The sequence below is a fragment of the Desulfobaculum senezii genome (genome assembly GCF_054657395.1).
This window is the reverse complement of the sequence record NZ_BAAHYU010000003.1, coordinates 847,780-872,074: the sequence shown is the minus strand read 5'-3', so window position 1 is coordinate 872,074 and position 24,295 is coordinate 847,780. Positions and strand designations below refer to the sequence as shown.

Below are 24,295 nucleotides of genomic sequence, written 5' to 3'. Positions count from 1 at the left end.
CTGTGTCTCTGCGCGTCATGGCATTCCCATTTCCGGATGCTGCGTGTGACCGGGGCTAGAGATAGCCAAGATCCTTCAGCCGCTGAATAAGTGCCGGGTCCTTGTGGATGTCCGGCGGCACAAAGTCCGCATTGGCGTAGCGCGTGCGCAGCGCCGCGCAGCGCGACTGGGCGGCCACCAGCGCCGCATTCAGGCGGTACCCGGCCTCCCCTGCGCTGTCGGCAGTATTGGTGCGCTCGCCGGGGTCCACGCCAAGGTCGTAAAAGGCATAGCTCCCGGTCATGCGGCCACGGATGAGCTTGGCCCCGCCGTAGACCATGGCGTCCTGTGCCTCGGGCGCCAGCTTGTGGTTGAGCACCTCGCTGTACACCGGGCCAGCAGGAGCGCCGTCCAGCACGTGAGGAAGCAAGCCCGGCTCCCACATGCCATCGGCCTCGTACCCAATGTCTGCAAGGTCGAGGATGGTCGGCCCAAGGGCCATCTGGCTCACCGGCGTGGTCACCAGCCCATGGGGCATTCGGCCGCGCATGCGCATCCACAGAGGCACACGGATTTGCTCGTCCGTCAGGCGCTGGCCATGCCCCCACCCGCCACGGTCGCCAAGCTCCTCGCCGTGGTCGGCGGTGAGCACCACAAGGCTGTCGTCATAGCGCCCACTGCGCCGCAGTTCGCCAAAGATGCGCCCCAACTGAAAGTCCGTGTAGCGCACCTCGCCGTCGTACATGGCTACAAGGTCCTCGCGGCGGACGGTTTTCTTGTCGCACTTGTAGCATCCCGCGCCGATGGAATAGCCTTCCAGCGCTTTGTAGTCGCCGTGGCCCGGTTCAAGGTAACCGCGGTAAAAGTCACGCGGTGGGCGGTATGGCGCGTGGGGGTCGATGATGTTGATGAAGGCAAACACCGGCAGGTCCGCGTAGCGTGCAAGCTGCTCGGCGTAGGCCTCAGCCGAATAGCGCGCCAGCTCCATGCGAAAGCGCCGCCCCCCTTCGGGCAGGTCCACACTCTCGCGGATGTAGCCGTACTGATCGAACCCCTGCGCAAAGCCAAACGTCGGCGCTAAATTCCCCACCGTATACAGCCCAAGGGTCAGGTACCCTGCATCGCGAAAGCGTTCGGCAAGGGTGGTGAACTGCGGCCCAATGGCCTCCAGCCCCGGAATCAGTCCCTCATGCGCCACACGCTTGGACACCGCCATGTGTACCGACGGCGGCAGGCTAGTGAGCAGGGAGGCATAGCTTGGCCGCGTCCATGGCGCGGCGGAGTAGGCCCGCTCAAAGAGCGTGCCCTCGCCCATGTGGGCGTCAAAGACGGGTGTGGTTTTGCGGTGGTAGCCGTAAGCCGACATATGGTCGGCGCGCAGCGTATCGATGGTGACAAGGTAGACGCTGGGGCGCTGTAGCGTGCGCTGCGGCGTCAGCACCAAAGGATTGCCAATGACCACCTGCCCCGCGGAGGTCGCCCCCTTCACCGCCACGCGCGCTGCGCCGCCAAGGCCGCCCACCTGCGCCGTCAACGTGGTGAACGTTCCCGGCTCGGGCGAGCATTCGCGGGTCACGTTGCCCTCTGGCGTATCGATGGTAACGCGCAGGTCCTGCCGCGGCGCGTCCTCCTCAAGGCCTATGGCGACCTCAAGGCGGGACCACCGCGCCGTGTGGAAGGAGCCAATATCCAGCGGCTGGCCAAGCTCCACCACGCGCGTGGGCATGGTCTGCCCGCCAAGGGTCACCTCGCGCGCGCCCTCTCCGCCGGGGGCCATAAGGCGCTGGACGGGCGGGATGTCGCTGTCCACAGCGGTTATCCGGCACGCTGGAGCAAACAGGGAAGCCAGAGCCACACCACCGCAGCCCTTCAAAAAGTCACGTCGTTTCATGGCACTATCCACTTGCGTTGCGAAGCTCGGTGCAGTTGCACAGTCAGATGGAGCGGAAGGTCCAGACCAGCACGAGGTGCAGCGTGCGCGGCCACAGCCGCGCCAGACCAATGCCGTCTATCCGGAAGCAGGACGGCCCGATGCCGCCTGCGCGAGGGGCGCCCCGGTGTAGCGCTTTGGAACCGGAAGTCCCAACGCGGCAAGCACGGTTGGCGCAATGTCGCGCACACTTGGCGCTTTGGCAGCCAGAGGAACGTTGGAGCACACAATGCCGGGCACAAAGCCCGGGGCGATGCAGTGGTCGCCGCTCCATTTTTTACGGTTGGCGGAGACCATCATCTCCGGGCAGCCGCCCACGGCGGTTTGCCAGCTGGAGCGGTATCCCGGACGGAAGCCAAGCACGATGTCCGGCGCGCCCGGCGCGTTGCCATACAGCTTTCGGCCGTCAAAGGCCTTGGCTACGGCCTGCTCGCCCGTCTCCTGATGGCGGAAGGATTCAAGGTCCGCCGCGATGCGCCGCACAAGCTCATCCCGGCGCGACGGGGGCACAACGCCCTCGCCCTCGCGCCCCTGCAAATTCACGTACACGCTGTTCAGCCCCACGGCGTAGGCCGCCGTCTGCGCCCAATCCACATTGGCAAACAGCGCCCCGGCGTCCGGGTCCGCAGGGTCCGCCGCGCCCGTGAGCGTCAGGTGCCCTTTCGCCGCCAGCAGGCGGTTCACATGCACGGAGTGGCGGTAGGTGCTGAACCCATGGTCCGAGAAGGCGAGCAGCAGCGTTCTGTCGTCCACATCCTGCATTAGACGGGCAAGGCGCGCGTCCATGCGTTTATACAGCTCAAGGAGCACGCCGCCATAGCGCTTGGCGTACTGCTTGGAATACAGCGGATGCTTGGGGTCCAGCGCGGCCCAGAACATGTGCTGGATGCGGTCCGTGGTGAACAGCACCCCGGCCATGAGGCCCTCTGGCGCGTTGGCAAAGCCGTAGTCGAACAGCTTTTCCTGCTCGGTGAGCAGGTCGTAGCACAGGGTCAAAAACGTTTCGTTGGTCAGGCGGCCCTCGGTGAGGGCCTTGGTGTCCGCAGGAATGCCAAGGGTGGCGAAGTTGCCGATATTTTCGGCCAATTCGCCCGCATACCCTGCCGGACTGCTGATGGGAAAGGCCGGGTCCGCCGGGGTGAGGTTCAGCGGCGTCAGGTACAGCCGCACATGCGGGGCAGCCTGCACAAGGCAAAAGCGCCCCATGGCGCTCACCGTGCGGCCAAAGCCCATGTTGAAGGAAAAGGTCAGCCACGGCGAAAACGCCCCGGGCGCAAGGGTGAGGTCATGCTCGCCCGCCACAAGCCGCACGCCGTCCGCCGTGCGGCGTATGGTCATGTCCACAGTGGCGGGCTTGGTACCGGTCAGCCCCGCCACCAACGGGCCGCGCACCTCGGTTTGCGCCGCCGCGCCGGAAAAGGCCAGCCGGACCACCTTGTGCCCAGCCGGACCGCCATCGTCCGGGGCGTCCGTATAGAAGGCATACCGGCCAATATTGCCCTGCACGTCAGGAACGCCCATGCCGGAAAGGAGCTTTGCGCGGCTCTTGTCCGGCGCGGGGAAGGTGACGGGCCATTTGAGCACTGTGGCCGGAATATCCGCGTCCGCCACATCCTCCCAGAAGGGGCGCGCCTGCACCGGATTCACGTACTCCGGCGCGCCAAAGAGCGCCCCGCCGCTTTGCTGTCTGGTGATGGCAAGGCGGGGGGTGTAGGACTCGGGGTCGCGCTCCAGAAAATCAAACATGCCGTGCTGGCCGGGACCAACGCCCGTGGCGATGCTCGTCCACGATACCGGCGACTGCGGCGGCGTGGTGGTGGCCAGCGGCGCGGCCTTGCCGCCCTCAAGAAGCGCCTTGAACGCGGGCAGCTCCCCGGCGGCGGCGTACTTGTGCACAAGGCCAAAGTCGATGCCGTCCATGCCAAGGAGCACCACCCGGCGATAGCCCTTCGGCCGCGCCCGCACCATGGCGGGAAATCCAAAGGACGCCATGGCGCCACACGCGGCGCACCCTTTCACGAACTGGCGGCGGTTCATCCGTGCTCCTCGACCTTGGTCGTCTCCGTGTCCTTCCGGCCACGGACTTTGCGGTACAGCTTGATGATAGGCCGAAACAGCACCGCCGCCCCAGCGCCCACAAAGGCCAAAATATACGCCAGCCCGCCAAACACGGCGCTGGTGGTTCCCGGATCCACATACGCCCATGCCGTCGCCGGAATCAGCACCACGCCAAGACCGGCCACGCACACTGCGCCTTGCTTCATACGATGCACCACGTCTGTTCCCCTTTGCTGATTATGCCCGGTCGTTCACATCCGCCGTTTCCTCCACAACGCCGACCGCGACGGCCTCTCCGCCGCGCTCCACAACCATGCGGCCCAGCTCGGGGCACCGCAGGAAGGGCAGGAACGCTACAGGCTTTTCCACCTGTATATTTCCTACCATAATATCACCGAAGAAAACAGCATCTCCCTCCTGCGCGCCGGTCCTCGCCCCTGCCGCGTCAAAGCTCATCCGCGTGGCAAAGGGGCCAAGCCTGCACGGCACTTCCTGATGCCCAAGGCGCAAAATATAGCCGTCATCGGTGCCGAGGGGCGCTTCACTCAGCGAGGCCAGACGCACCGCAATGCTGTCGCCAACGCTCAGCGCCACATCGGATAAAACATCCCCGCGCGCCGGTTCGGCCTCGCCCTCCAGCACCACGCCCACGTTCTCCCCGGGGCTGGCCGAGGCGATGACGCCTTCAGGAAAGCGCACCAGATGTGCCACCTGCGCCTCGCCCCCACCGGGCTGCACAGCAACGCGCGCGCCCGGTTCCAGTACGCCGCTGAGGATGCGGCCCACATGCACGGGGGTGCCGTCCATGTCGTATCTATCCTGCACCGGCAAGCACGCCGCGCCCGCAATGGGGGCAGGCAGGGGCTGCGCGTCCAGCGCCTCCACCAGCGCCAGGCCGCCGTACCACGGCATGCGGCGCGACTGCTGCGCCACATTGTCGCCCCGCACGGCGGAGACGGGCACCATGGCCGCCACCTCGCACCCAAGGCGCGCGGCAAAGTCGCACACGGCCTCCTCCACGCGGCGGAAGGCCTGCTCCGCGTAGTCCACGGCGTCCATCTTGTTCACGGCCACAATCCACCGCCGCACACCAATCATGTGCAAGATGGCAAGATGCCGCAGCGTCTGGTCGCCTATGCCCTGCGCCACATCCACAATGCCCACGGCCATGTCCGCCTGAGTAGCTCCGGTGACCATGTTGCGGATGAACTCCCGGTGACCCGGCACGTCGATGAGCACATACTGCCGCACCGCCGTGGAAAAGAAGGTCTGCGCCGTGTCCACGGTGATATGGTCGCGCCGCTCCTCGGCAAGGGCGTCCATCACGCGGGAAAAGTCCGGCCCGCCGTCCTTGGCGGAGAGCTCCAAATCGTGCAGGCGGTCTGCATCCAGACTGCCCGTGTCAAAGAGCAGCCGCCCGATGAGAGTGCTCTTGCCGTGGTCCACATCCCCAACCACCACCGCGCGGCCGGGACGCTGGCCGTCATGATTCATTCTGCGCGCTTCGGTCATTACAAGTACCCCAGTGAACGCAGTTTCTGCATGGTGAAGGCGTCCTCCTTGTCCTGCGCGCGGCCCGCGCGCTCGCCCACGCTGGTGTGTGTGAGTTCCGCGATGACGGCCTCAATGCTTGCGGCCTCGGACTCCACGGGGTTGCAGCAGGGCATGCACCCAAGGCTGCGGTAGCGCTTGCCGTCACTGGCAAAGTACAATTCATTCAGTTCCAGCCCTTCGCGCAGGGCGTATTCCCAGACGTCCACTTCCGTGAAGCCCAGAAGCGGATGGATGCGCAGGTGGTGCGTCTCCTCGCTGCGGCTTTGGTACAGGTCCCACATTTCAGCGGGCTGGCGCATGTAGTCCCAGCGGAAGTCCTCGCCGCGCGGCGAGAACACGCGCTCCTTGGCGCGGATGCCGTGCTCGTCGCGGCGGATGCCCACCATCACGGACTCCAAGCCCATGCTGGTCAGCGCATCGCGCAGGACATTGGTCTTGCGCTGGGTGCAGCACTCCAGCTTGCTGGAACCATCCGGGCGCGCGGTGACGCTGTCCGGGCAGGTGAACACGCGCACGTCCAGCCCCCACTCTTCGGCCCAGCGGTCGCGGTAGGCGTACATCTGCGGAAACTTGTACCCCGTGTCGATATGCACCACAGGGACGGGGATGCGCCCCAAAAAAGCCTTCATGCACAGCCACAGGAGCACTGTGGAATCCTTGCCCATGGACCACAGGATGGCCGTCCTGCGCGAGCGGGCGTATGCCTCGCGGATGATGTACACCGCGTCGTTCTCAAGCCGTGTCAGCCTGTCCATATGCACTCCGTTCAGCGTTTGACGAGTGGTTCGCCCTGCATGGTGTCCGGCCGGGGGATGCCCAGCACCTCCAGCACGGTGGGGGCGATGTTCTCCAGCCCCGCACCCTGCGTCTCCAGCGGCAGGTTCGACAGCAGAATTCCCGGAACATTCTGCGGCGCTTGGCAATGGTCGCCGCTCCAATGGTTCATATTGTCCTCAAAGACGCCCTCTCCCGGCCCGCCGAGGGCGCTCTCCCACGACACACGAAAGCCCGGCGCCATGCCCAGCACAAGGTCCGGCGCGCCGGATGCAAACGGGCCGCTGTAGACGTCCTGCCCCAGCGCCACGTCGCTGACGGCGCGCGCTCCCGTTGCCGGGTGCCGTAGGTCCATAAGCCGGGCGCGGATGTCCTCCTGCACCTCGCGGCGCTTCTCCGGCGGCACCATCCCGCCGCCCTCGCGCCCGCGCTCGTTGATGTACACGGCGTTGAGGCCAGCGGCGTAGGCCGAGGTCTTCTCCCAGTCCACACCGCGAAAGAGCGTTCCGTCGCCCTCCGCGTGCTGGGTGAGCAGCCCCTCGCCGGACAGCCACGTGTTGATGTGGAAGCTGTGGCGGAAGGTCTCGAACCCATGGTCGGAGCAGACGATGACCGGCACATCCGGCCCCAGCCTGCGCACCACCTCGGCAAGGATGGCGTCGGCGCGCTGGTAATAGTCGTCCACCACGCCGCCGTACTGCGCGGCGGCTGCGGCGTCGTGGAAGGGATGCGCCGTGTCCTTGTGCCGCCAGAACAGATGCTGCACCCGGTCCGTCGTGTCGAAAACAAACGCCAACACCCCGGACTGAAAATCATCCAGCAGGGCAAAAAACATCCGCCGCCACTGGTCCATAAGCTCGTCGCACAGGGCCAGAAAATGGTCCTCGCCGATGCGCAGTTCGCTGACGGCCTTGGTGTCCTCGGGCATGCCAAGGGTAAAGAAACTGCGCCCGCCGCCAAGGCTGGCCGCGAATTCCGCCGGAGCCGACAGCGGCAAATACTGCGAACGCGGATCAATCTGGATGGGCGACACATACAGCCGGAATTCCGGCTCCACCTGCACCAACAGCATCCGGCAGATGCCCCACGCCTTGGAAAAGGGCGGCAAGGGGAAGCGTACCCGCAGCCACGGGCTCCACTGCCCCGGCTCCAGATGCATGGTGGAGTCCGGCAGATGCACGTCCACGCCAGTACCTGCGCGCTCAAAGGTCATGGCGACCTCGCTGGGCTTTGGCTTGCCAAGGGCCTGATACAGCGGCCCTTCCAGCGCGGCCTTGGCCTTGCCGCCGGAGAACGTGACAGGGCGCACCTTTTCCGCGCCGCTGCCCGTCAGGTCGGCGTCGTCCGTGGAGTAAAAGAGATAGCGCCCAAGGTTGCCCTGAATGTCCGGCATGCCAAGGCCCGCCAGCATCCGCGTTCCATTCATGGGCGGGGGAAACGTCACGGGCCAGCGGATGACGGTGGCGGGCACCTTGTGCCGCGAGGCCTGCTCCCAAAACGCCACGCCCCCGCGCGCCGGGGAGTACTGCTTGCCCGGCGCGGCAAAGGGATTGCGCCCGGTCTTCTTGAGGATGGACAGGTCCAGCCGGTACTCCTCGGGGGAGCGGTGGACAAAGTCGTAAATGCCGTGGCCGCCGGGGTTGCATCCGGTGGCAATGGTGGACCATGCCACGGGCGACTGCGGCGGCGTGGTGGTGCGCACCGGTGAAAACGCGCCGCGCTCCGCCATGGCCGAAAACGCAGGGAGCCGCCCCTCGTCCATCAGCCGCTGCACTTCACGCGGTTCCAACCCGTCAAAACCAAGAACGACCACCTTGTCATGAGCCTGCACTGTGCTACTCCACATACCCAAGGTCCTGCAGGGCCTTGAGGTTTTGGTTGAGCGTCACGTCCAGCCGCGTGGTTGCGCGGCCCGCCTGCGCCCCGGCGCCACTGCCCAGCCCCCGGTACCACTTGGCGCGCCACAGGGCGGCGCGCTCCAAATCCGGCGCGGCCATGAGCAGACGCTCCTCGGCATCGTTGGCGGTAAGGCGGGTCCAGCCCTGCCCAAGGTCCATGACCACCTTGCCGTCCGCCCGCATAAAGGCAACGCGCTGGGGGGCCTCGCGCGGGTCAATCTGCGCAAAGGCCACGCCCTGCGGCGCGCGCCCATGCGCGGCAAGCAGGCTTGTCCCGCGCAGCAGTTCACTGCCCGCGCCCTCCACAAGGTCCACCAGCGTGGCATAAACGGACACCGTCGACACCGGCCCCGCCACTGTGCGGGTTGCTCCGTCAAAGCGTCCGGGCACATGCACGATGAGCGGCACGTGAATCTGCTGGTTGTACAGTGACGAACCGTGCCCATACACGCCATGCTCGCCAAGGGACTGGCCATGGTCGGCGAAATACAGCATCGCCACCCCGCCGTTTGCACCGTCCGCGCCGTAGCGCGCGTCCAAGGCATCAAGGAAGGCATCGAACTTGGCGTCAAAGTACATCCACTTCATGCGGTAGCCGTCGCGGAAGTGCTGGAGATTCTCCGGGGCGTACTGCTTGCCGGTCTTCATGGTGGGCGGGGTGCCGCGAGGTAGCGGATCCGCCGCCGCCATATCCCGCGCCTCATCCAAAAAGGCCACAAGCTGACGCGAGCGCGTATGCCGCGCTACACTGCGCACGGTAATGGTCCCGCTCACCGGAGCGTCAAAATGCAGTTGCAGAACCTGCGGCCCGGTAAACGCCTCCAGCGGCACGTCTACCGCGTCCGGCCCACCGCGCAGCATGTGGGAGACATTGACGCGGAAGGTCACCTCTGCGCCGTCCTCGGCAATGGGGCGGGCCTCTGCGTACAGCTGGCTGGAGCCATCCTCGCGGAAAAGGTTCACCTCCACATGCGACAGCGCGCCGCGCATGGCCGCACTGCCAAACTCCACCCGCACGTCAAAACTCCGCAGAACCACATCGTCATCAAAGGGCACCAGCCCGCCGGAGCCCGTGCCCATGAGCAGGCGCTGCGCGCCGTCCACGGTGAGTGCGGCCTCCTGCGCGTTCCACTCAAAGGCGTCGGACGCGCCCTTGTAATTGGTCAACATCATGTCCTGCCCCTGCCGCACCCGCGTCACGGTGCCCATGTCGGCAAAGGGCTTCTTGCCAAGGTGGCGCATGTACTGGACAAGGCTTTCCGGCTTGTCCATACAGTCCGACACCACACGTCCCACCGCATCCGGGGAGTGGGTCTCCATGGCCTGAATGAACACAAAGGCCGGGCGGCCATCAGCGTCGCGACGGGCCAGAATCTCCTCCGCCGCCGTGAACAGCTTCTCCCCGTGCATGATGCCGAAGTGATAGATGTATTCGTCCACATAGAATTCCAGACGCGGAATCAAATACGGATTGGTGGTGACGCAGTAGGTCCGGTAGCCATGCGAACGCATGTAGGCAAACAGGTTTGATGGCTGGGCCGGATAATAAAAGATGGGGAACTCCGCCAAAAGCCGCCCGTGCAGCACGGCGTTGGTGGACGGCGTCGTCGTGTTGGAGGGCGAATACGCGTGGGTAAAGGTCAGGGTATCCGGCCGCGCCATAAGCCGCGCCAACCCGCGCCCGGCGCGCATGGCGCGCTTATCATAGGCGGTCTGCGCGCGCAGGGAATCCGGCACCACCACCACGATGTCCTGCGCGCGGTCCGGCGCCGCGGCAGGGACAACGCCCGTCACGCTCATACCCGACACAATGCCCACCCCGGCGGGAAGGCCCGGCTCACCGCCTTCGGCCTCGGCCCGCAGCACAAGGCGCACCCGCTCGCCGGGCGCAACGCGCAGCGGCACACGCACGGTGCGCATGGACCACGGCGCGCCGTCCACGTCCTGCGCAGGGTCAAAGCTCTCGCGCCATAGGGAGGTTCTGCGCCCGCCCCGCTCCGCGAGCAGTTCCAGCGTAACGGGACTGAGTACGCCAAGGGGCGCGGCGCTCACGTCCATGCGCACCTCGCCGTCTCCGGCAAGGGTCACGGTCTTCGCCAACTCGGCCCCGGCGGCAATGAGCAGCGACGGACGCACCGTGCTGTGCGCCCCGTCAATGGAGGACTGAAAGAATGACGAATTCACCCCGCTGTCCCCAAGGGGCAGCATGCCGCCGGGCAACGTAAACGAAGCGGCATAGGGATAGAAGATGCGGTCCAGAAAGAGCGCCACAGCAACGGCGCGGTCATGCATGGCGGCGGCAAGGGCCACGGCGCTCACGCTTTCAACGCGCAGGTCATTGCGCAGCAGTTCCGGCGTGGCGTGCCAGCGCGGGGCGTCGGCTCCGGGGTCGAGGGGGACGCAGATACTGCGCGCCTCGGCCGGCGCCGCAGGCAGAAACATCTGCCGCTCGCGCCCGAGGAGGGTGTAGCTCAGCGTGGTGGGAAATGACGCCGTGTAGGCCACCTGCAGGACGACGGCCTTGTCGGCGTGGCCCTTTCGCGCGGCGGCGCAGGCGGCGGAAAAATCCTCGGCAAAGGCGGTCCAGCCTGCGTTGCGCATGCGCTGGACGGTGTCTCCGCCAGCGGCCACCGGCCCGGCGGTCCCAAGCACCTGCGGCGAGCCTGCGGCCACTATGCGCGTCGCCATCCTATGCAGGGCCGTTGCGTCCACGGCCTGCATCTCTGCCCCGCGCACGTCCCAGTCGCCCGGCCAGTCCTGCGTCACCATCTGGCGCACGGCTGGCGAAGCACCGCACACGCCCGGAAGAAGCAGCATCACAACGGCAAAGAGTACAACACAGCGCCGCATTATTTCGACTCCTTCAGCGCGCCGGGCGCTGGACAATGGGTGCGGTCCTCCGGCTCGTCCCACCAGCCAAAGAGGATGCCCCGAATCATACGCAGACCAAGGCGGAAGGCGACCATGGCATTGACGTTGCCGCCCTTGCTCAGCCCCACCCGGCGATAGAACGTCACCGGGCACTCCACAATGGACAGCCCCGCTTCAAGGGCCTTGTCCATGAAGTAGGCGTTAAACTCCAAATTGATGCGGTAGAAATCCAGCCCGTCCAGTAGGCCGCGCAGGGCGTCGTTGCGGCACATCTTGTAGGTGGTGCCCACGTCGGACAGCGTGCACCGGCCAATGTGCTTCATCTCCAGCATCTTGCCCACAAAGGTGTTGCCGTAGTGGATAAAGGGGGTCACCTGCGTGCCCTCCTCCTGCAGCTGATCCACAGTGCGCGTGCCGACCACGATGTCGCAGTGCGGCAGATAGGCAAAAAACTTGTCGATATCCGCCGCGCGGAAGGTCATGTCCCCTTCGCACAGCACGGTAACGGCCGTGTCGTCCCACTTGAGGCCCTCCTTGAGGGCGCGGTGCACGCACGCGCCGTAGCCCTGTACGCACTCGTTGTAGGCAATGGCGCCAGCCTCCTTGGCGCGCTCCAGCGTGGCGTCCTTGGAGTTGTTGCTGATGACGATAACGCGCTCTACCGCCGGATGGGCAAGGAAGTCCTTCACCGCCGGGCCGATGGCTTCCTCGTCGTTATAGGCGGTGAGGACCACGGTGCAGGTCTGCTCGCCAAGGTCGTCAAACCGGACGGTGCCGCCGTTTTTGAACCGCGGGCGAAAGACGTAGATGTCCACGCAGATAAAGAACACGCCAATGATGGCCGGGATGCCGCTGTACAAAACGATGGCGCGGTTTATCCACGTCAGCGTGTCGTTGTGCGGAAAGAAAATGTTGCGCGGAAAGCCCAAGGCCACGCCAATGACATACATGGCCAGCGCCACGCCAAAGAGCACAATGCCATACAGCGCCAGTGGTACCCGTCTTGCCCGTTTCCGGTCCGTCATGAAGACTCCCCCTGAAGGGTTTCCCAAGCCGTGTCGTCACATCACCCCACCCCGGCAAAGCGTCCGGTCAGCCCATGCGCCACGCCGCGGAGCGTGGCCCACGCAATGTCCGGCCGCCGAAAGCGCAGGGACTGCGCCACATAATACCCGGTCAAAAGCGGCATAAAGCACACAAGAAACACCCCAAAGCCCACGCGGCTGGCGTTTTTGCGCATAAACAGCACCCGGTTGCGCGAGACAAGGTACCCCCGCCCGGCGTTGCGCAGGCCGATGGCGTTTTGGATGCGCTGGTCCGCGTCGGAAAAGTCCGCAATGGACAGCTTGTGCCACGCCGTAGCTCCGGGCACCACGCGCACCTCGTACCCCGCGCGCAGCACGCCCTCGGCAAAGTCCGACTCCTCAAAGATGATAAAGAACCGCGTATCAAAGCCGCCCACGGCGCGGAACACCTCGGCCCGCACCATGAACGCCGTGGGAATGTGCCCCGTCGGGTACGATGTCCCCCGGTCCGGCGGCGTGGTCAGGTACGTGGTGCGCCCGGTGACGAGGTCGATATCCGCCCCGGCAAACCACACGCGGTCCGGCTCATCGTAATAGTTGATGACAGGCCCGGCCATGCCGCACTGCGCGTTGACCACAAACTCGCTCACAAGGCGCGATATGGCGTCCGGCGCAACGGTGGCGTCGCTGTCCACAAAAAAGAGAAGCTTCCCTGTTGCGGCCTCGCCACCGGTGTTGCGCGCCAACGACGCGCCGCCGTTATGCGGCGTGGCAACGTAGCGCGCCTGCGGAAAACGCTCGCGCACCATGGCGGCGGTGTTATCCGTGGAGCAGTCGTCCGCGACCACGATTTCAATGGAGCCATAGTCCGAGGCCTGAACGGACCGGATACACTCCTCAAGGTCGCCCGCGCGGTTGTGGGTCGGGATGACCACGCTCACCAGCGGCTCAGCCATTGTGTCCTCCTGTGCTGCGCGCGGACGAACCATCGCCGGCGGCCACGCCCGTTTCTCCGCGCACGTCGTACACCCACGCCACGGGCACCCCATCCACGGTAAAGGTCTTCACCGGGGCAAAGCGCTCCTCAATCTGCTTGCGCAGACGGTTGTGCCCCTCGCCGGGGAACATGCCGGGGTAGCGGAACAGGCGGTGCACCACCACATGCGTGGCCCCGCTGCGCTGGAGGGCGTCAAAACCCATGCGGCGGCTCGTCTCGTCAAAATAGGGGAACCGGAAGGTCAAATCCCCGGCCCCAAAGCCTTCAAGGGGATAGATGGACTCGTTCTGGGGCATGCCCTCCTTGTCGCGCGCGGTGAACACGGCGCTTCCGGCCAAGGAGCGCGGCACATTGACGCGGCTGGAGTACATGAAGGCGTTGGGCTTGGTGCCCCACACCCACACCGTTGCGCCGGGGGGCGCGACCTTATCCACGTACTCAATGGCCTTGCGCTGTCCCACGCCGCTGTCGGCCACGATGAAGTCCTCGCTGGCGCCCTGCATGCCGCCCACAAAGGCGTTGAAGTAGTCCTTCTGGTGCGGGAAAACGATGGCGTTGGAAGCAATAAGCCAGCCGCCGCCCACCACCACGGCGGCAATGGCCACCACCCGGCGCAGGGCGTCCTGCCGCCGCGCGGCCCACGCAAGCAAGCGGTCCACGCCGTAGCCGCCCATGACGGCCAGCGGCACAAAGGCGGGCATTATGTGGCGGTAGCCGCCATGCTTGCCCTTGCTCAAGGTGATGATGCCAAAGGTAAACGCTACCCACAGGGCGAGGAACCAAAAGTCCCGCCGCCGCTCACGCCACAGGGCCACCCCGCCGCCAAGCATGGCGATGAGGAACGGTATGGGCGTGCAGATGGCAAGGTAGACAAGATAGTAGTCCGGCCCCAGTTCTGTTGTCCCCTTGTAGAACCCATGCCCCACAATGGTGAACTGCACGGCGAGGTTCTTGAAAAACAGCGTGGGGTCCGTCCACAGCCACGGCCACACCGCGTACAGAACCAGCGGCGAGATGGGGAACCAGAGGAGCGCCCTGCGGTTGGCGGACAACCACGACAGCGCCGCATCGCGCCCATTGTCCCGCACATACCACCACGCCAGCAGCAGCATGTAGGTGGCGATGACAAAGCCGATGCTCCCGGAAAAAAGCTTGGTCCCGGCGGAAAAGCCCACAAAAACGGCGGACAGGAAATACCGCCGCCACGAGCCGTCGCGCAGGGCCGTCATGAACAGATAGGCGGCCACGGCCTGCGTGGCGACCATGCCAATCTCCAAATACGCCACACTGCCCATTCCCATGAACGGCGGCAGGGCAATGAGCAAAAACGCGCTGAACATCCCCGCGCGGCGGCTGCCAAGAATCCGCTCGCCCCAGCGCCACGCCACAAAAATCACCACAAGGGCCGCAACCACGCTGGGCACGCGAAAGGCCATCACCGCCGCGTCGCTCTTCAGCAGGCCCGCCGCCTGCGCGGCAAGTTCGGCCATGGAGCCGGGCAGGCCCGTCACCGCAACGTTGACCAGCACATACACGGCAAACGCCCCGCCGTAGAAATACATCATAAACGGCGGGTGGAACTCAAAGCTCCAGAACTGCGGATCAAAGGTCAGGGTGGCGAAGTTGCGCAGCGCCGTTGCGCCGCCCACAACGTAGGTCAGCTCGTCGTAGAGCAGTTCCACATGCGCGGCGAGCACCGTCAGCAGCAGCCCCGCCACGGCCAAGGCAAGCACAAGGGGGCGGGCGTCCGGGGAGCGGCCAGGGTTACGGCGTTGGCTCATGGTCTGCCTCCTGCTTGAGGGGTTCGCTCACGCGGGTCCACTGCTGCGCGCTGTCGTCATAGCACAGGATGGGCCGGGCGGGATTGCCCGCCACCACCGTGCGCGGCGGCACACTGGAAAGCACCACGGAGTTTGCCGCCACAACGCTGTTTTCGCCAATTTCCAGCAGTCCGCCCGAGGCATGCACCACCACATTGGCGGCCAGCCATGCCCCGCGCCGGACCACCACACGCCCGCCAGTCTTGATGCCCTGCCGCGACACGGGACGCGTGACGTCCTCGTAGGCGTGGGCATGATCCAGCACGGTGACGTTGGGACCAAAGAGCACGTCGTCCTCAATGTCCACGCGGTTTGCGGCGGCAAGAGTGCATCCCGGCCCAACACGAACGCCACTGCCAAGGCTCAGGTAGGCGCGGGCATCAGGGCGCGGCATCTCCACAAGGGGCACGCACAGCCAACTGCCGCGCTGCACCCACACCCTGTCCCCAAGGGCGATGAACCGCGCGCCGTCCACACTGCACGTGGGGTCCACGATGACCCCGCGCCCGCAGGAGCGAAAGCGGTGCCGCAGCGCCCGGTGAATGCGCGCCCACACCATAAGCCGCAGACCCTTGCACGCCAGTTCGCGCAGGGTGTAGCCCTGCCCCAAGAAGTACGTCAGCCGCTGGCGCAGGGTGCCTTCGGACGGATGCGTAATGGCGCGCATGTCCTGCTCCGGCGCGGCGCTCTGCGCGCCATGGCGCTGGGTCATGACCTCACCTTCATCCATCACCACCTCCGGGGCGCACTGCGCACAGGAAGAATTGCCCGGCCATGGGCCGGATGGGACTGCGCAAATACAGCCGCACCAGCCACGGGGCCTTGGGCAATCGGCTCTTCATGGAAAAGGGCAAAAAGCGAGGCTCCACGCGCTCCACGGCAAAGGCCAGACTCTCCAGCCAGTCCTTCATCCCCGCATCGGTAAAGATGAGGCGGTGGGTGTAGTCGTCAAAATAGGAATCCGCGCAGTATTTGAAGTTGGGCTGGATGACGAGGAGCCGCCCGCCGGGCCGCAGCACGCGGTGGATTTCCCGCGCGCAGGCCTCGAAGGTGTCGCGCTCCAAGTGCTCAAAAAAGTTGCTGGCCAGCACCACGTCCATGGAGCCGGACTCAAAGCGCGACAGGTCCGTGGCGTCGCCCACATGCGCGGTGATGCCCTCGTCGGCGTAGCGCCCCACGTCCGCGAACAGGTCCATGACGTGCTTTTCGCCCGCAGGCACGGCGTTGATGAATTCGCAGTAGCCGCCGCCCACCTCCAGCACCCGCGCCCCGTCCGGGACAAAGGGCCGCAGATAGGCCGCAATCTCGTTCCACACCCCGCGCCGCCGCGGGTCGTGGGTAAAGCGTGTGGCGTGATAGTCGCTGTGCTGCATGGCCTACGTCCTGCTAAAGTCGGCCAGATGCGCAAACAGCTTGCGACCGGCGCGGATAAAGAACCGCACATCGTCCACACTGCGCACGGACACCACCTTGCGCATAAGGAACGACGGTGACAGCGCCGCGCGGTAGAGTTCCTGCGTAAAGCCCATCACGTCGTCCTCGTCCACCGGGCTTTTCCACACGGAGCGCTTCATGTCGTAGTCGTCCCAGTCCTCGGTGGTCAGCCAGCCGTTTTCGCGGGCTTCCTGAAAGAGCGGCGTCCCCGGATACGGCACCACAATGGTGGCTTGCAGCGTATCGATATACCCGCGCGAGAACATGTCCTTGGCAAAGGCGATGGTCTGCTCGGCCTCGGCGCGCGTCTCCCACGGGTAGCCGACCATGGTGGTGATGTGCGGCTCCAGCCCAGCCTCCTTGGCCCATTGCAGGGTCTGGGAAATCTGCTCCACCTTTAGGCCCTTGTTCAGCAGGTCCAGCGTGGACTGCACCATGCTCTCAAGGCCAATGAGGATGAAGCGGAATCCCGCGCGCTTCATAAGCTTCCACTGTTCCGCGCTCAGCGCGCCGCAGCGCATATTGCAGCCCAGCACCACCTTGCGGTGCAGGCCGCGCTCAATGATGCCCTCGCAAAATTCCTCCAGCCACTTGCCTTTGGGAAAGCAGCCGCTGTCGTCAAAAATCTCGCGCACGCCAAGCTCCGTCACCAGCCGCTCCACTTCATCCAAATGGCGCTTGACGCTCACGGTGCGGTAGGTTGCGCCGGGGTACAGTGTGGTCCAACTGCAAAAGGAGCAGCGCCCCCACCAGCAGTCGCGCCCCGCCATCACATAGGTGCCGGGCGTGTACTTAAAGTTGCCGTTCTTGTAGGCGTAGCGCTCCCACTGGGTCAGCTGGCGGTCAATGATGGGCAGCTGGTCCAGATTATGGCTGACGTCCGGCTCGCCGGTACTCACCACATCCGCGCCGCGCCGGTGCCACACGCCGCGCGGCAACTCGCCGCCGTGGTCCAGCGCGTCGCACAGGTCCGCCAGCACAAAATCGTAGTCCCCGCCTGTGATGACATAGTCCACGCCGCAGGCGTCCATGCTCTCGCGCGGCAGGGCCGTCACATGGTCGCCAAACAGCGCCACCTTCGGCCCCCAGTCGCACTCGCGCTTGATGCGGTCCACAATGGTCCAGTGGCGCTTGATGACCGGGGTCTTGCTTTCCATGGCGATGAGGTTCGGGCGCTCAACGCGCAGGCGCGCGAACCAGCTTTCGTGGTCCAGCTCCTGCGCGATGGCGTCGTCCCACAGCACCTCATGCCCGCGCGAGGCCAGCAGCGTGGCCGCAGAGGCCGGCACCATGGGATAAATGTAGGTCGGGTTGCAGAACCACTGGAACTGCCGGTTCTGTGAAAGCAAGGGAACCCCTCTGGATGATTCCAGAGGCGGATAGGTGATGGAAACCTTCATGATGCAGTGCCCCGTTCTCGTTAGTCGGTTCCGGCGCGACGTTGCGGATGCGGCCACCATGGCCGGTCAGAACGCGGAGGAAGCTCGCTGTCGTCGTAGCTATCGTCCGAGTGTGCTCTTGAGGTCCCTGACGAAAAGGAACCCCTTCAGAAACCGCCACCCATACCAGAAATGCGTCCCCACAACGTAGGGGACCGTGGCAAGGGCGACGCGGGCGTCGCGCAGCCGCGCGAAGATGCCCAGTGTGGAAAAGGCAATGGCAAGGGCGTAGAGCGCCCAGCCAAGGGTATACAGTCCGGCAAATACGCTCCCGGCAAACAGCGCCACCCAGCCCACCACCACAAACAGAAAAAACGCCATGGGCATAAAGTAGCTGAGGCGGCGCGAGGTTTCGGGATAGCGCTTGGCAAAGAACCCGCGGTGCAGGCCATAGTTGCCCACCTGCCGCATATGCCGCACAAACCCGGAGCGCCGGTGGTGGTACACCACAGCCTCCGGCTCGTAGAGAATGCGCTTGCCGCGCTCGCGCACGATGTCGAGGCACAGCTTGGTGTCCTCGCCGGGCCAGTATTCGTTGTCGAAGCCGTTGACGGCGTGAAAGTCCTCGGTACGCACCAGCAGGTTCACCGAGGGCCAATCGTCCACAAAGAAGCGGCGGTCTCCGGGCCAATAGCGCCACGCGGCGGAGCCATTGAGGGGCGAGACGAATATCGCGCCGGATACCTTCTGCCAAAAGCCGTCATCCGGCGGCGTCACCTGCGGTCCGGCCACTGCGCCAATGGTCTCGTCCTCAAAATGGACCACGGCCTTCTCCAGCCAGTCCCCGGCGGGGTAGGCGTCGTCGTCGATAAAGGCCAGCACGCGCCCCGTCGCCACGGCCGCGCCCTCGTCGCGCTTGATGGCCGGACTCACCGGACCGGTGGGGATGATGCGTACATCCAGCCCCAAGGCTTCGGACAGTTCGTCCTCCATGGGGCCGTCGGGCAGCAGGATGACCTCGAAGGACGGCCCGCGCAGGGTGCCAAGGTGGGTCAGGGTCTGGCGCAGATAGTCCGACGGCACCTGAAACGGAATAATCACCGACACCTCAGCCATGCGCGTGCCACCTCCCGATATCGGGATGTTTACAGACGCTCACGCTGCGCTCCGGGGGCGAACCATCGTCCTCGGCAAGGCGGCCGCAGGCCTGCCGCACAATAAACAGGGGCCGGCCCACCACCTCCGTATGAATATGCCCGATGTACAGGGCAATCATTCCAAGCGCGGCCAAAATCACGCCCACCAGCAGCGTATTGAGCACCACCACGTAGGCCATGGGCGTATAGAGCACATCGAAAAACACATCCGTCACCAGCATATAACTGAGCAAAAGAGCGGTGATGAAAATGATGAATATTCCCAGATACCCGGTGAAGCGCAGGGGCGCGAGGGAGAAGGACGTCAGGCTGTTGACCGCAAGGCGCACGAGCTTGCGCAGGGAATAGGCGGGGCGGCCGGAACTGCGGCGCGGGGCCACAAATTCCACAAAACTCTTGTTAAAGCCCATCCAGTCGATGATGCCGCGGAACATGCGCGTGCGCTCGGTAAACGTGCACAGTGTTTCCACCACGCCACGGTCCAGCAGACGAAAGTCCGTGCTGTTGGGCGGAATTTCCACATCGGACAGGCGCGTCATGAGCATATAAAACACCTTGGAGCCAATCCGCTTAATAAAGGTTCATCTCCCAATTCCGGGGGAAACATAAAAAATTGAGGACAACGGAAACCCTCAGTAATCTCGACAGTTGCACAACAGACGAGAGCTACAAGGAGGGCACCGTTGTCCAAGGGCAAGATTACCCGGTTGTTGGGAGACTGGAAAGGGTATCGTGTTGGAACTGTTCAGCGCCTTGAAGCCAGCGAAGCTCGGAAGCACCCCGAAGTCTGGATCGAGTTGATTCCAATCAGGCGAAGGCGAATGAGATGCAGCGGGTGCGGCAGGCTTGTCTGCGCAGTTCACGACTATGTCGAACGCTGGGTTCGTGACTTGCCTGTATTCGACGCGGCAACGCATTTGCTCGTTATCCGGCGTCGGGTCCATTGTCCCGTCTGTGGACCAAAGCTGGAGCAGCTTCCTTGGCTCGACAGGTATTCGCGTGTCACAAGGCGGCTGGCCGAGTCCGTTGTTCGGCTCTGCCGCATACTTCCCATTAAGCACATCGCGGAATGCTACGGCCTGAACTGGAAGACCGTGAAGACAATCGACAAGCGGTACCTAGCGGAAAAACTCAATCCCATTGACTTGAAAGGCGTCAAGGTTGTCGCAATGGATGAGTTTGCCATCCGCAAAGGACATCGCTACGCCACGATCATCGTCGAGCCTTACACCAAGCGGGTTCTGTGGGTAGGAAGAGGCAACAGCCGGGAGAGCATCCGACCATTCTTTGAACTGCTTGGCCGTGATGGTTGTGCCCGAATTGAGGCCGTTGCAATGGACATGAACGGTGCGTATGCCGCCGAGGTGAAGGCGCAATGCCCGAAAGCCGAGATCGTCTACGATCTATTTCATGTCGTTGCCAAGTATGGCCGAGAAGTAATCGACCGCGTCCGAAACGATGAGGCCAATCGCCTCAATCATGACAAAGACGCCCGTAAGGTTGTCAAAGGCTCACGATGGCTGCTCCTGCGCAACAGGCGGAATCTCATGCGACAGGAAGATCGAATCCGGCTCTATGACCTGCTTCGAGCCAACAAAAATTTGATGAAGGTTTATATCCTCAAGGAGGATTTGAAGCGACTCTGGGACTACCGATACTCCAAAGCTGCCAAGCGATTTTGGAAAGGTTGGTACCGCCGCGCCATGCAAAGCCGAGTCGAGCCGCTCATTAAATTCGCTAAGCGCCTCAAACCCTACATCTCGGGCATTATCTCACACTGCCGATATCCGCTACACACCAGCCTACTCGAAGGGATCAACAACAAGATCAAGGTGATCAAACGGATGGCCTACGGCTTTCTCGACGACGAGTACTTCTTTCTCAAAATCAGAGCAGCCTTCCCCGGAATTGGGAGATGAACCTTAATAAAGGACGTGCCTTCATTGTGCTTGCGGATGCCCACCACGATGTCCGCGCCCTCCTCCCACTTGCGGATAAACTCCGGCAACAGGTCCGGCGGGTGCTGGAGGTCCGAGTCCATAAACAGCACAGCCTCGCTGCCGTTCATGGCTGTGACTCCCGCGGTGAGGGCCATCTCCTTGCCAAAATTGCGCGACAGGTTCAGCCCGCACACGCGCCCGTCACGGCGCGCCAGCTTTTCGATGACCTGCCACGAATTGTCCTTGCTCCCGTCGTTCACGAACAGGAGCTCCCACTCATAGCTGGGCACGGCGTCAAACGCCTCGCTCACCTTTTCGTGAAGGAGTTCAAGGTTTTCGGCCTCGTTGTACACGGGAACAACCACTGCGATGCGTGTCTTCATAGTGCAGCAAAACCGCCGTTTATACTGATAAATGAGACTTTTGCGATTACTCAATCATATACGGAAACGCGTCAGACAAGTCAAATGCAAACTTGATAAACAGCGCTACATTCCATACTGTATCATACACTGACGATATTGCTCGAACTTTCTCCCCCCGTCCTGCACACAAAATGGCAAAAACGGTGGTTCATGGCTGCTGATACCGACCTGACGCATCATTTCCCCCATCGCCACGGGCTGCTGCCCGCCCTCGGGCTGTGCGCCATTTTAGCGGCCATGGCCACGGCCAAATATCTGGCCCTGCATGCCACCTTTGCGGACCTCATTTTGCTGGTGGACCATCTGGAGCACCTCGGCGAGCGGGGCTGGTGGCCGGTGCTCTTTTGGGGGCACCTGCAACCGCTCAAAATCCCCCTTGCGGCCCTGCACGCCGCCCTGCCAGATGCCGCGCGCATCCCGGCGCTGCTGATTGGACAGGCCGTTCTGCTCGGCCTGCCTGCCGCCGCACTGTGGCGGCGGCACGGAGCCATGGGCTACGCCGTGTACGCCCTGGCCTTTCCGCTGTGGTACATTGCGCTCTTTGACGTGCACATCGACGCCGTCGCTGTGCCCCTGCTTTTTTGGTTCGCCTTTGCCGAGGCGGATGGGCGCCTTGGACGCGCCTGCATTCCGGCCATTCTTCTGGCGCTGGTGAAGGAGACCTTTGCCCTGCAAACCGTGGCCTGCGGCCTGTTTCTGCTGGTACGCCACGGGCGGCGCGCCCGCGTTGCTGGGGGCGGCCTTGTGCTCTTTGGCGCGGCGTATTTTGTGCTGGCTGTGGGAGTGTTGCTGCCGGGGCTTGGTCCCAGCGGCGGCGGCCCCATTGGAGCGGGCGCTTTTGGCTGGCTGGGCGGCTCCCTTGGCGAGATGCTGCGCACCATCCTCACGGACCCCATGCGGGTCCTGAGCGTGATGTTCGGCGAGCCGGGGAAGCTGCTGTACGTGGGCGCGCTCATTGCCGCGTTTTTGGGGCTGCCGCTTCTGGCGCCGTCGTGGTGGATTGTGGCCCTGCCGCCCCTCGCCTTGTCCCTCCTGTCCACCCAGCCCAATCATTATGGACTTGGGCACCACTACACCGCCGGACTTCTGCCGCCCCTAACCATGGCCTTTTGCGCCGCATGGCCCCGCGTGCGGGACTGGGGCGCGGCCATTGTCCGCCCGCGCACGGTCACGGCGCTGGCGCTGTGCGCGCTGCTGGCCGTGCATGTGGGCATCTCCCCCTCGCCGGCCTCGCGCCTGTTTTGGACGGACAAGATTTGGGCCTATGGCTGGCGCGCCTACATTCCCACGGCGAGGGATGCGATGATTCGCCGCGCGCTGGATGAGCACATCCCCAAAAGCGGCGTCACCTGCATCAGCGCGCAGAACACGGTGGTCTGGCACAGCCTGCTGCGCGCAGAGCGCGTGGTGATCTTTCCCGCCGCAGCGTATGCCGCGTTCGCCCTGCCGGATTTGCAGGCGCTGTCGGAGCGCAGCGTCTTCCCCCGCCGCGCCGCCAACGCCCCCCACAGCGCGGCGTACACATCCGAGGTGTCCTTTCATGCTGATTTTGTGGTATTAGACCTGATGCGTCCCCTTTATCTCGGGGACCTTGGGTGCGACTGGCGCTACGGAGCGTGCACGGACGACACCGTCCGCCGCGACTTCCTTGCCGCCGTGGAGCGCACCCGGCAGACAACCACGCCGGTTTTTGAACGCGACGGATTCATCATCCTCCGGCGGCGCGGCGCGCCGTCATCACCACCAGCGGGCAAGGACACGCCATCATGAAGCGCTTCCTGCGGCAGAACGTTCTTATTCTGGTCCTTCTGAACTCGGGGAACCTGTTCAACTACATGTTCCAGTTCCTCGTCGGGCGCAGCCTGCCGCCGCAGGACTTCGGCGTCTTTAATGCGCTGAACTCCCTTGCCGTGCTGGCATCCGCGCCCATGATCGTTGTGCCGCTTGTGCTCTCGCGCTTTACCATCCGCATGGAACCGGAGGGGAAAGAGGCCCTGCGCGGCCTGCTGCGCACCGCTCTTCTGCTGCTGACGCTCGCGGGGGCGGCGGTCTTTTTGCTGGGCACGCTGGCGCACACCGGCATCCAGAACTATCTGCATGTGGAATCCACCGGGCCTGTTCTGCTGATGCTGGCGCTCACCAGCATCAGCTTCATCATGCCCGTCCCCCTTGGCATCCTGATGGGTCTGCAACGCTTCACGGGCTTTGGCCTTGGCAACTGCTCCTCATCGGCCATCCGGCTCATAAGCGCCGCCCTGCTGGTGGCCATGCTGGGTCACGGCGTTGGCGGGGCGCTGCTGTCGGGCATTATTGGCGTTGTGGGCGCGCTGGGTCTTGCCCTCTTTTTCCTGCGCGACCTTGTCATCGGCCCTGCGAAGCCACTGCCTGCCAACATGCTACGGCAGGTGGGGTGGTACACCGTGCCGGTCCTCCTGAACGCCGCGCTCATCATGGGCCTTGGCAATTTGGACCTTGTTCTGGCGCGCCACTACTGCACGCCCGAAGCATCCGGGCATTACGCCATGGCGGCCGTGCTGGGGCGCATTGCCTTCTTCCTCCCCAACGCCCTGCTTATGGTGCTCTTTCCCGAGGTCGCCAAATCCAGCGCCTCCGGTGAGGAAAGCGGCAAAACCCTTGCCCTGAGCATGGGGCTGACGCTGCTGCTCGGCGGCGGCTTCGCCCTTGTCTGCGGGCTGTGGCCGGAGCCGGTTATCCTTGCGCTGTTTGGGCCGGAGTATCTGGCCTCGGCCCCGGCGCTGCGGCTGGTGGTCACGGCCATGGCGCTCATGGCGGTGGCGAATGTTCTGTTCACCTACTGCCTTGCCTGCTCGCTGTACGGGTACCTCTGGATACTGGGCGCGGGACTTGCGGGCATGATTACCCTCATCACCATGTTCCACGCCACGGAAACACAGGTGGCGTGGAGCCTCTTCGCCGCCGCCGCAAGCATTCTGGCGGCCACCACCGTGTGGTTTCTGCTGGTGGGCAAAAAGGCCGAAGTACGCCGTCGCATGGTCATGAACGGACACACCATGGAAGAAACCTCCTAGCCGG

At 64.3% G+C, this 24,295-nt stretch carries 19 protein-coding genes; 3 read left to right on the top strand and 16 right to left on the bottom strand.

The genetic code is table 11. The features are described from left to right. Window positions 1–55: 55 nt before the first annotated feature. The 15 genes from ACYQ2T_RS12885 to ACYQ2T_RS12815 all read right to left on the bottom strand — a co-directional run bounded on the left by ACYQ2T_RS12885 (window position 56) and on the right by ACYQ2T_RS12815 (window position 19,421). Window positions 56–1,870 (bottom strand): sulfatase, encoded by a 1,815-nt coding sequence (locus ACYQ2T_RS12885; RefSeq protein ID WP_459901083.1) that lies wholly within the window; start codon window positions 1,868–1,870, stop codon window positions 56–58. Between the two features lie 117 nt (window positions 1,871–1,987). Then, complete coding sequence (locus ACYQ2T_RS12880; protein WP_459901081.1) at window positions 1,988–3,946, bottom strand: alkaline phosphatase family protein; 1,959 nt, start codon at window positions 3,944–3,946, stop codon at window positions 1,988–1,990. Next, a complete protein-coding gene (locus ACYQ2T_RS12875) occupies window positions 3,943–4,173 on the bottom strand; it encodes a hypothetical protein (protein ID WP_459901080.1) in 231 nt (76 codons plus the stop codon). Before ACYQ2T_RS12875 ends, ACYQ2T_RS12880 begins: the two co-directional genes overlap by 4 nt. 31 nt (window positions 4,174–4,204) lie before the next feature. Further along, window positions 4,205–5,479, bottom strand: coding sequence for a GTP-binding protein (locus ACYQ2T_RS12870; RefSeq protein WP_459901078.1), 1,275 nt, complete (start codon window positions 5,477–5,479; stop codon window positions 4,205–4,207). Beyond that, on the bottom strand, window positions 5,479–6,276 hold the full coding sequence (cysD, locus tag ACYQ2T_RS12865) for a sulfate adenylyltransferase subunit CysD (RefSeq protein WP_459901077.1): 798 nt from the start codon (window positions 6,274–6,276) through the stop codon (window positions 5,479–5,481). Before cysD ends, ACYQ2T_RS12870 begins: the two co-directional genes overlap by 1 nt. Before the next feature lie 11 nt (window positions 6,277–6,287). Continuing rightward, window positions 6,288–8,141: an alkaline phosphatase family protein gene (locus tag ACYQ2T_RS12860; protein WP_459901076.1), complete on the bottom strand. Its 1,854-nt coding sequence runs from the start codon at window positions 8,139–8,141 to the stop codon at window positions 6,288–6,290. After that, window positions 8,131–11,043, bottom strand: coding sequence for a sulfatase-like hydrolase/transferase (locus ACYQ2T_RS12855; RefSeq protein WP_459901075.1), 2,913 nt, complete (start codon window positions 11,041–11,043; stop codon window positions 8,131–8,133). Before ACYQ2T_RS12855 ends, ACYQ2T_RS12860 begins: the two co-directional genes overlap by 11 nt. Next, a complete protein-coding gene (locus tag ACYQ2T_RS12850; RefSeq protein ID WP_459901073.1) occupies window positions 11,043–12,089 on the bottom strand; it encodes a glycosyltransferase in 1,047 nt (348 codons plus the stop codon). Before ACYQ2T_RS12850 ends, ACYQ2T_RS12855 begins: the two co-directional genes overlap by 1 nt. Window positions 12,090–12,130: 41 nt before the next feature. Further along, window positions 12,131–13,045: a glycosyltransferase family 2 protein gene (locus ACYQ2T_RS12845; RefSeq protein ID WP_459901072.1), complete on the bottom strand. Its 915-nt coding sequence runs from the start codon at window positions 13,043–13,045 to the stop codon at window positions 12,131–12,133. Continuing rightward, window positions 13,038–14,867: an ArnT family glycosyltransferase gene (locus ACYQ2T_RS12840; RefSeq protein WP_459901070.1), complete on the bottom strand. Its 1,830-nt coding sequence runs from the start codon at window positions 14,865–14,867 to the stop codon at window positions 13,038–13,040. The genes ACYQ2T_RS12845 and ACYQ2T_RS12840 overlap by 8 nt, the downstream gene beginning before the upstream one ends. Further along, window positions 14,851–15,636, bottom strand: a complete 786-nt coding sequence (locus ACYQ2T_RS12835; protein ID WP_459901069.1) for an acyltransferase — start codon at window positions 15,634–15,636, stop codon at window positions 14,851–14,853. Before ACYQ2T_RS12835 ends, ACYQ2T_RS12840 begins: the two co-directional genes overlap by 17 nt. Then, window positions 15,629–16,279, bottom strand: a complete 651-nt coding sequence (locus ACYQ2T_RS12830; RefSeq protein ID WP_459901067.1) for a class I SAM-dependent methyltransferase — start codon at window positions 16,277–16,279, stop codon at window positions 15,629–15,631. The genes ACYQ2T_RS12835 and ACYQ2T_RS12830 overlap by 8 nt, the downstream gene beginning before the upstream one ends. 3 nt (window positions 16,280–16,282) lie before the next feature. Further along, window positions 16,283–17,689, bottom strand: a complete 1,407-nt coding sequence (locus ACYQ2T_RS12825; protein ID WP_459901065.1) for a B12-binding domain-containing radical SAM protein — start codon at window positions 17,687–17,689, stop codon at window positions 16,283–16,285. A gap of 150 nt (window positions 17,690–17,839) precedes the next feature. Then, window positions 17,840–18,835: a glycosyltransferase gene (locus tag ACYQ2T_RS12820; RefSeq protein ID WP_459901063.1), complete on the bottom strand. Its 996-nt coding sequence runs from the start codon at window positions 18,833–18,835 to the stop codon at window positions 17,840–17,842. After that, on the bottom strand, window positions 18,828–19,421 hold the full coding sequence (locus ACYQ2T_RS12815) for a hypothetical protein (protein WP_459901062.1): 594 nt from the start codon (window positions 19,419–19,421) through the stop codon (window positions 18,828–18,830). The genes ACYQ2T_RS12820 and ACYQ2T_RS12815 overlap by 8 nt, the downstream gene beginning before the upstream one ends. Before the next feature lie 138 nt (window positions 19,422–19,559). Between ACYQ2T_RS12815 and ACYQ2T_RS12810 the strand changes: the two genes are divergently transcribed. Then, window positions 19,560–20,795, top strand: a complete 1,236-nt coding sequence (locus tag ACYQ2T_RS12810) for an ISL3 family transposase (protein WP_459897527.1) — start codon at window positions 19,560–19,562, stop codon at window positions 20,793–20,795. Here ACYQ2T_RS12810 and ACYQ2T_RS12805 read toward each other — a convergent pair. Next, a complete protein-coding gene (locus tag ACYQ2T_RS12805; protein ID WP_459901060.1) occupies window positions 20,726–21,199 on the bottom strand; it encodes a glycosyltransferase family 2 protein in 474 nt (157 codons plus the stop codon). The genes ACYQ2T_RS12810 and ACYQ2T_RS12805 overlap by 70 nt on opposite strands. A 192-nt stretch (window positions 21,200–21,391) precedes the next feature. On the opposite strand from ACYQ2T_RS12805, the gene ACYQ2T_RS12800 reads away from it, so the two are divergent. Both ACYQ2T_RS12800 and ACYQ2T_RS12795 read left to right on the top strand, forming a co-directional pair. Beyond that, entirely contained in the window at window positions 21,392–23,011 is a 1,620-nt protein-coding gene (locus tag ACYQ2T_RS12800) for a DUF2079 domain-containing protein (RefSeq protein ID WP_459901059.1), read from the top strand. After that, window positions 23,008–24,291 carry an MATE family efflux transporter gene (locus ACYQ2T_RS12795; protein WP_459901057.1) on the top strand — a complete coding sequence of 428 codons (1,284 nt, stop codon included), beginning with the start codon at window positions 23,008–23,010 and terminating at the stop codon, window positions 24,289–24,291. The genes ACYQ2T_RS12800 and ACYQ2T_RS12795 overlap by 4 nt, the downstream gene beginning before the upstream one ends. Window positions 24,292–24,295 lie beyond the last annotated feature (4 nt).

Bases quoted from the DNA above. Each gene is read 5' to 3' on its own strand.
- ACYQ2T_RS12885 (WP_459901083.1), bottom strand. From the start codon at position 1,870: ATGAAACGACGTGACTTTTTGAAGGGCTGCGGTGGTGTGGCTCTGGCT.
- ACYQ2T_RS12880 (WP_459901081.1), bottom strand. From the start codon at position 3,946: ATGAACCGCCGCCAGTTCGTGAAAGGGTGCGCCGCGTGTGGCGCCATG.
- ACYQ2T_RS12875 (WP_459901080.1), bottom strand. From the start codon at position 4,173: ATGAAGCAAGGCGCAGTGTGCGTGGCCGGTCTTGGCGTGGTGCTGATT.
- ACYQ2T_RS12870 (WP_459901078.1), bottom strand. From the start codon at position 5,479: ATGACCGAAGCGCGCAGAATGAATCATGACGGCCAGCGTCCCGGCCGC.
- cysD (WP_459901077.1), bottom strand. From the start codon at position 6,276: ATGGACAGGCTGACACGGCTTGAGAACGACGCGGTGTACATCATCCGC.
- ACYQ2T_RS12860 (WP_459901076.1), bottom strand. From the start codon at position 8,141: ATGTGGAGTAGCACAGTGCAGGCTCATGACAAGGTGGTCGTTCTTGGT.
- ACYQ2T_RS12855 (WP_459901075.1), bottom strand. From the start codon at position 11,043: ATGCGGCGCTGTGTTGTACTCTTTGCCGTTGTGATGCTGCTTCTTCCG.
- ACYQ2T_RS12850 (WP_459901073.1), bottom strand. From the start codon at position 12,089: ATGACGGACCGGAAACGGGCAAGACGGGTACCACTGGCGCTGTATGGC.
- ACYQ2T_RS12845 (WP_459901072.1), bottom strand. From the start codon at position 13,045: ATGGCTGAGCCGCTGGTGAGCGTGGTCATCCCGACCCACAACCGCGCG.
- ACYQ2T_RS12840 (WP_459901070.1), bottom strand. From the start codon at position 14,867: ATGAGCCAACGCCGTAACCCTGGCCGCTCCCCGGACGCCCGCCCCCTT.
- ACYQ2T_RS12835 (WP_459901069.1), bottom strand. From the start codon at position 15,636: ATGGATGAAGGTGAGGTCATGACCCAGCGCCATGGCGCGCAGAGCGCC.
- ACYQ2T_RS12830 (WP_459901067.1), bottom strand. From the start codon at position 16,279: ATGCAGCACAGCGACTATCACGCCACACGCTTTACCCACGACCCGCGG.
- ACYQ2T_RS12820 (WP_459901063.1), bottom strand. From the start codon at position 18,835: ATGGCTGAGGTGTCGGTGATTATTCCGTTTCAGGTGCCGTCGGACTAT.
- ACYQ2T_RS12815 (WP_459901062.1), bottom strand. From the start codon at position 19,421: ATGCTCATGACGCGCCTGTCCGATGTGGAAATTCCGCCCAACAGCACG.
- ACYQ2T_RS12805 (WP_459901060.1), bottom strand. From the start codon at position 21,199: ATGAAGACACGCATCGCAGTGGTTGTTCCCGTGTACAACGAGGCCGAA.
- ACYQ2T_RS12800 (WP_459901059.1), top strand. From the start codon at position 21,392: ATGGCTGCTGATACCGACCTGACGCATCATTTCCCCCATCGCCACGGG.
- ACYQ2T_RS12795 (WP_459901057.1), top strand. From the start codon at position 23,008: ATGAAGCGCTTCCTGCGGCAGAACGTTCTTATTCTGGTCCTTCTGAAC.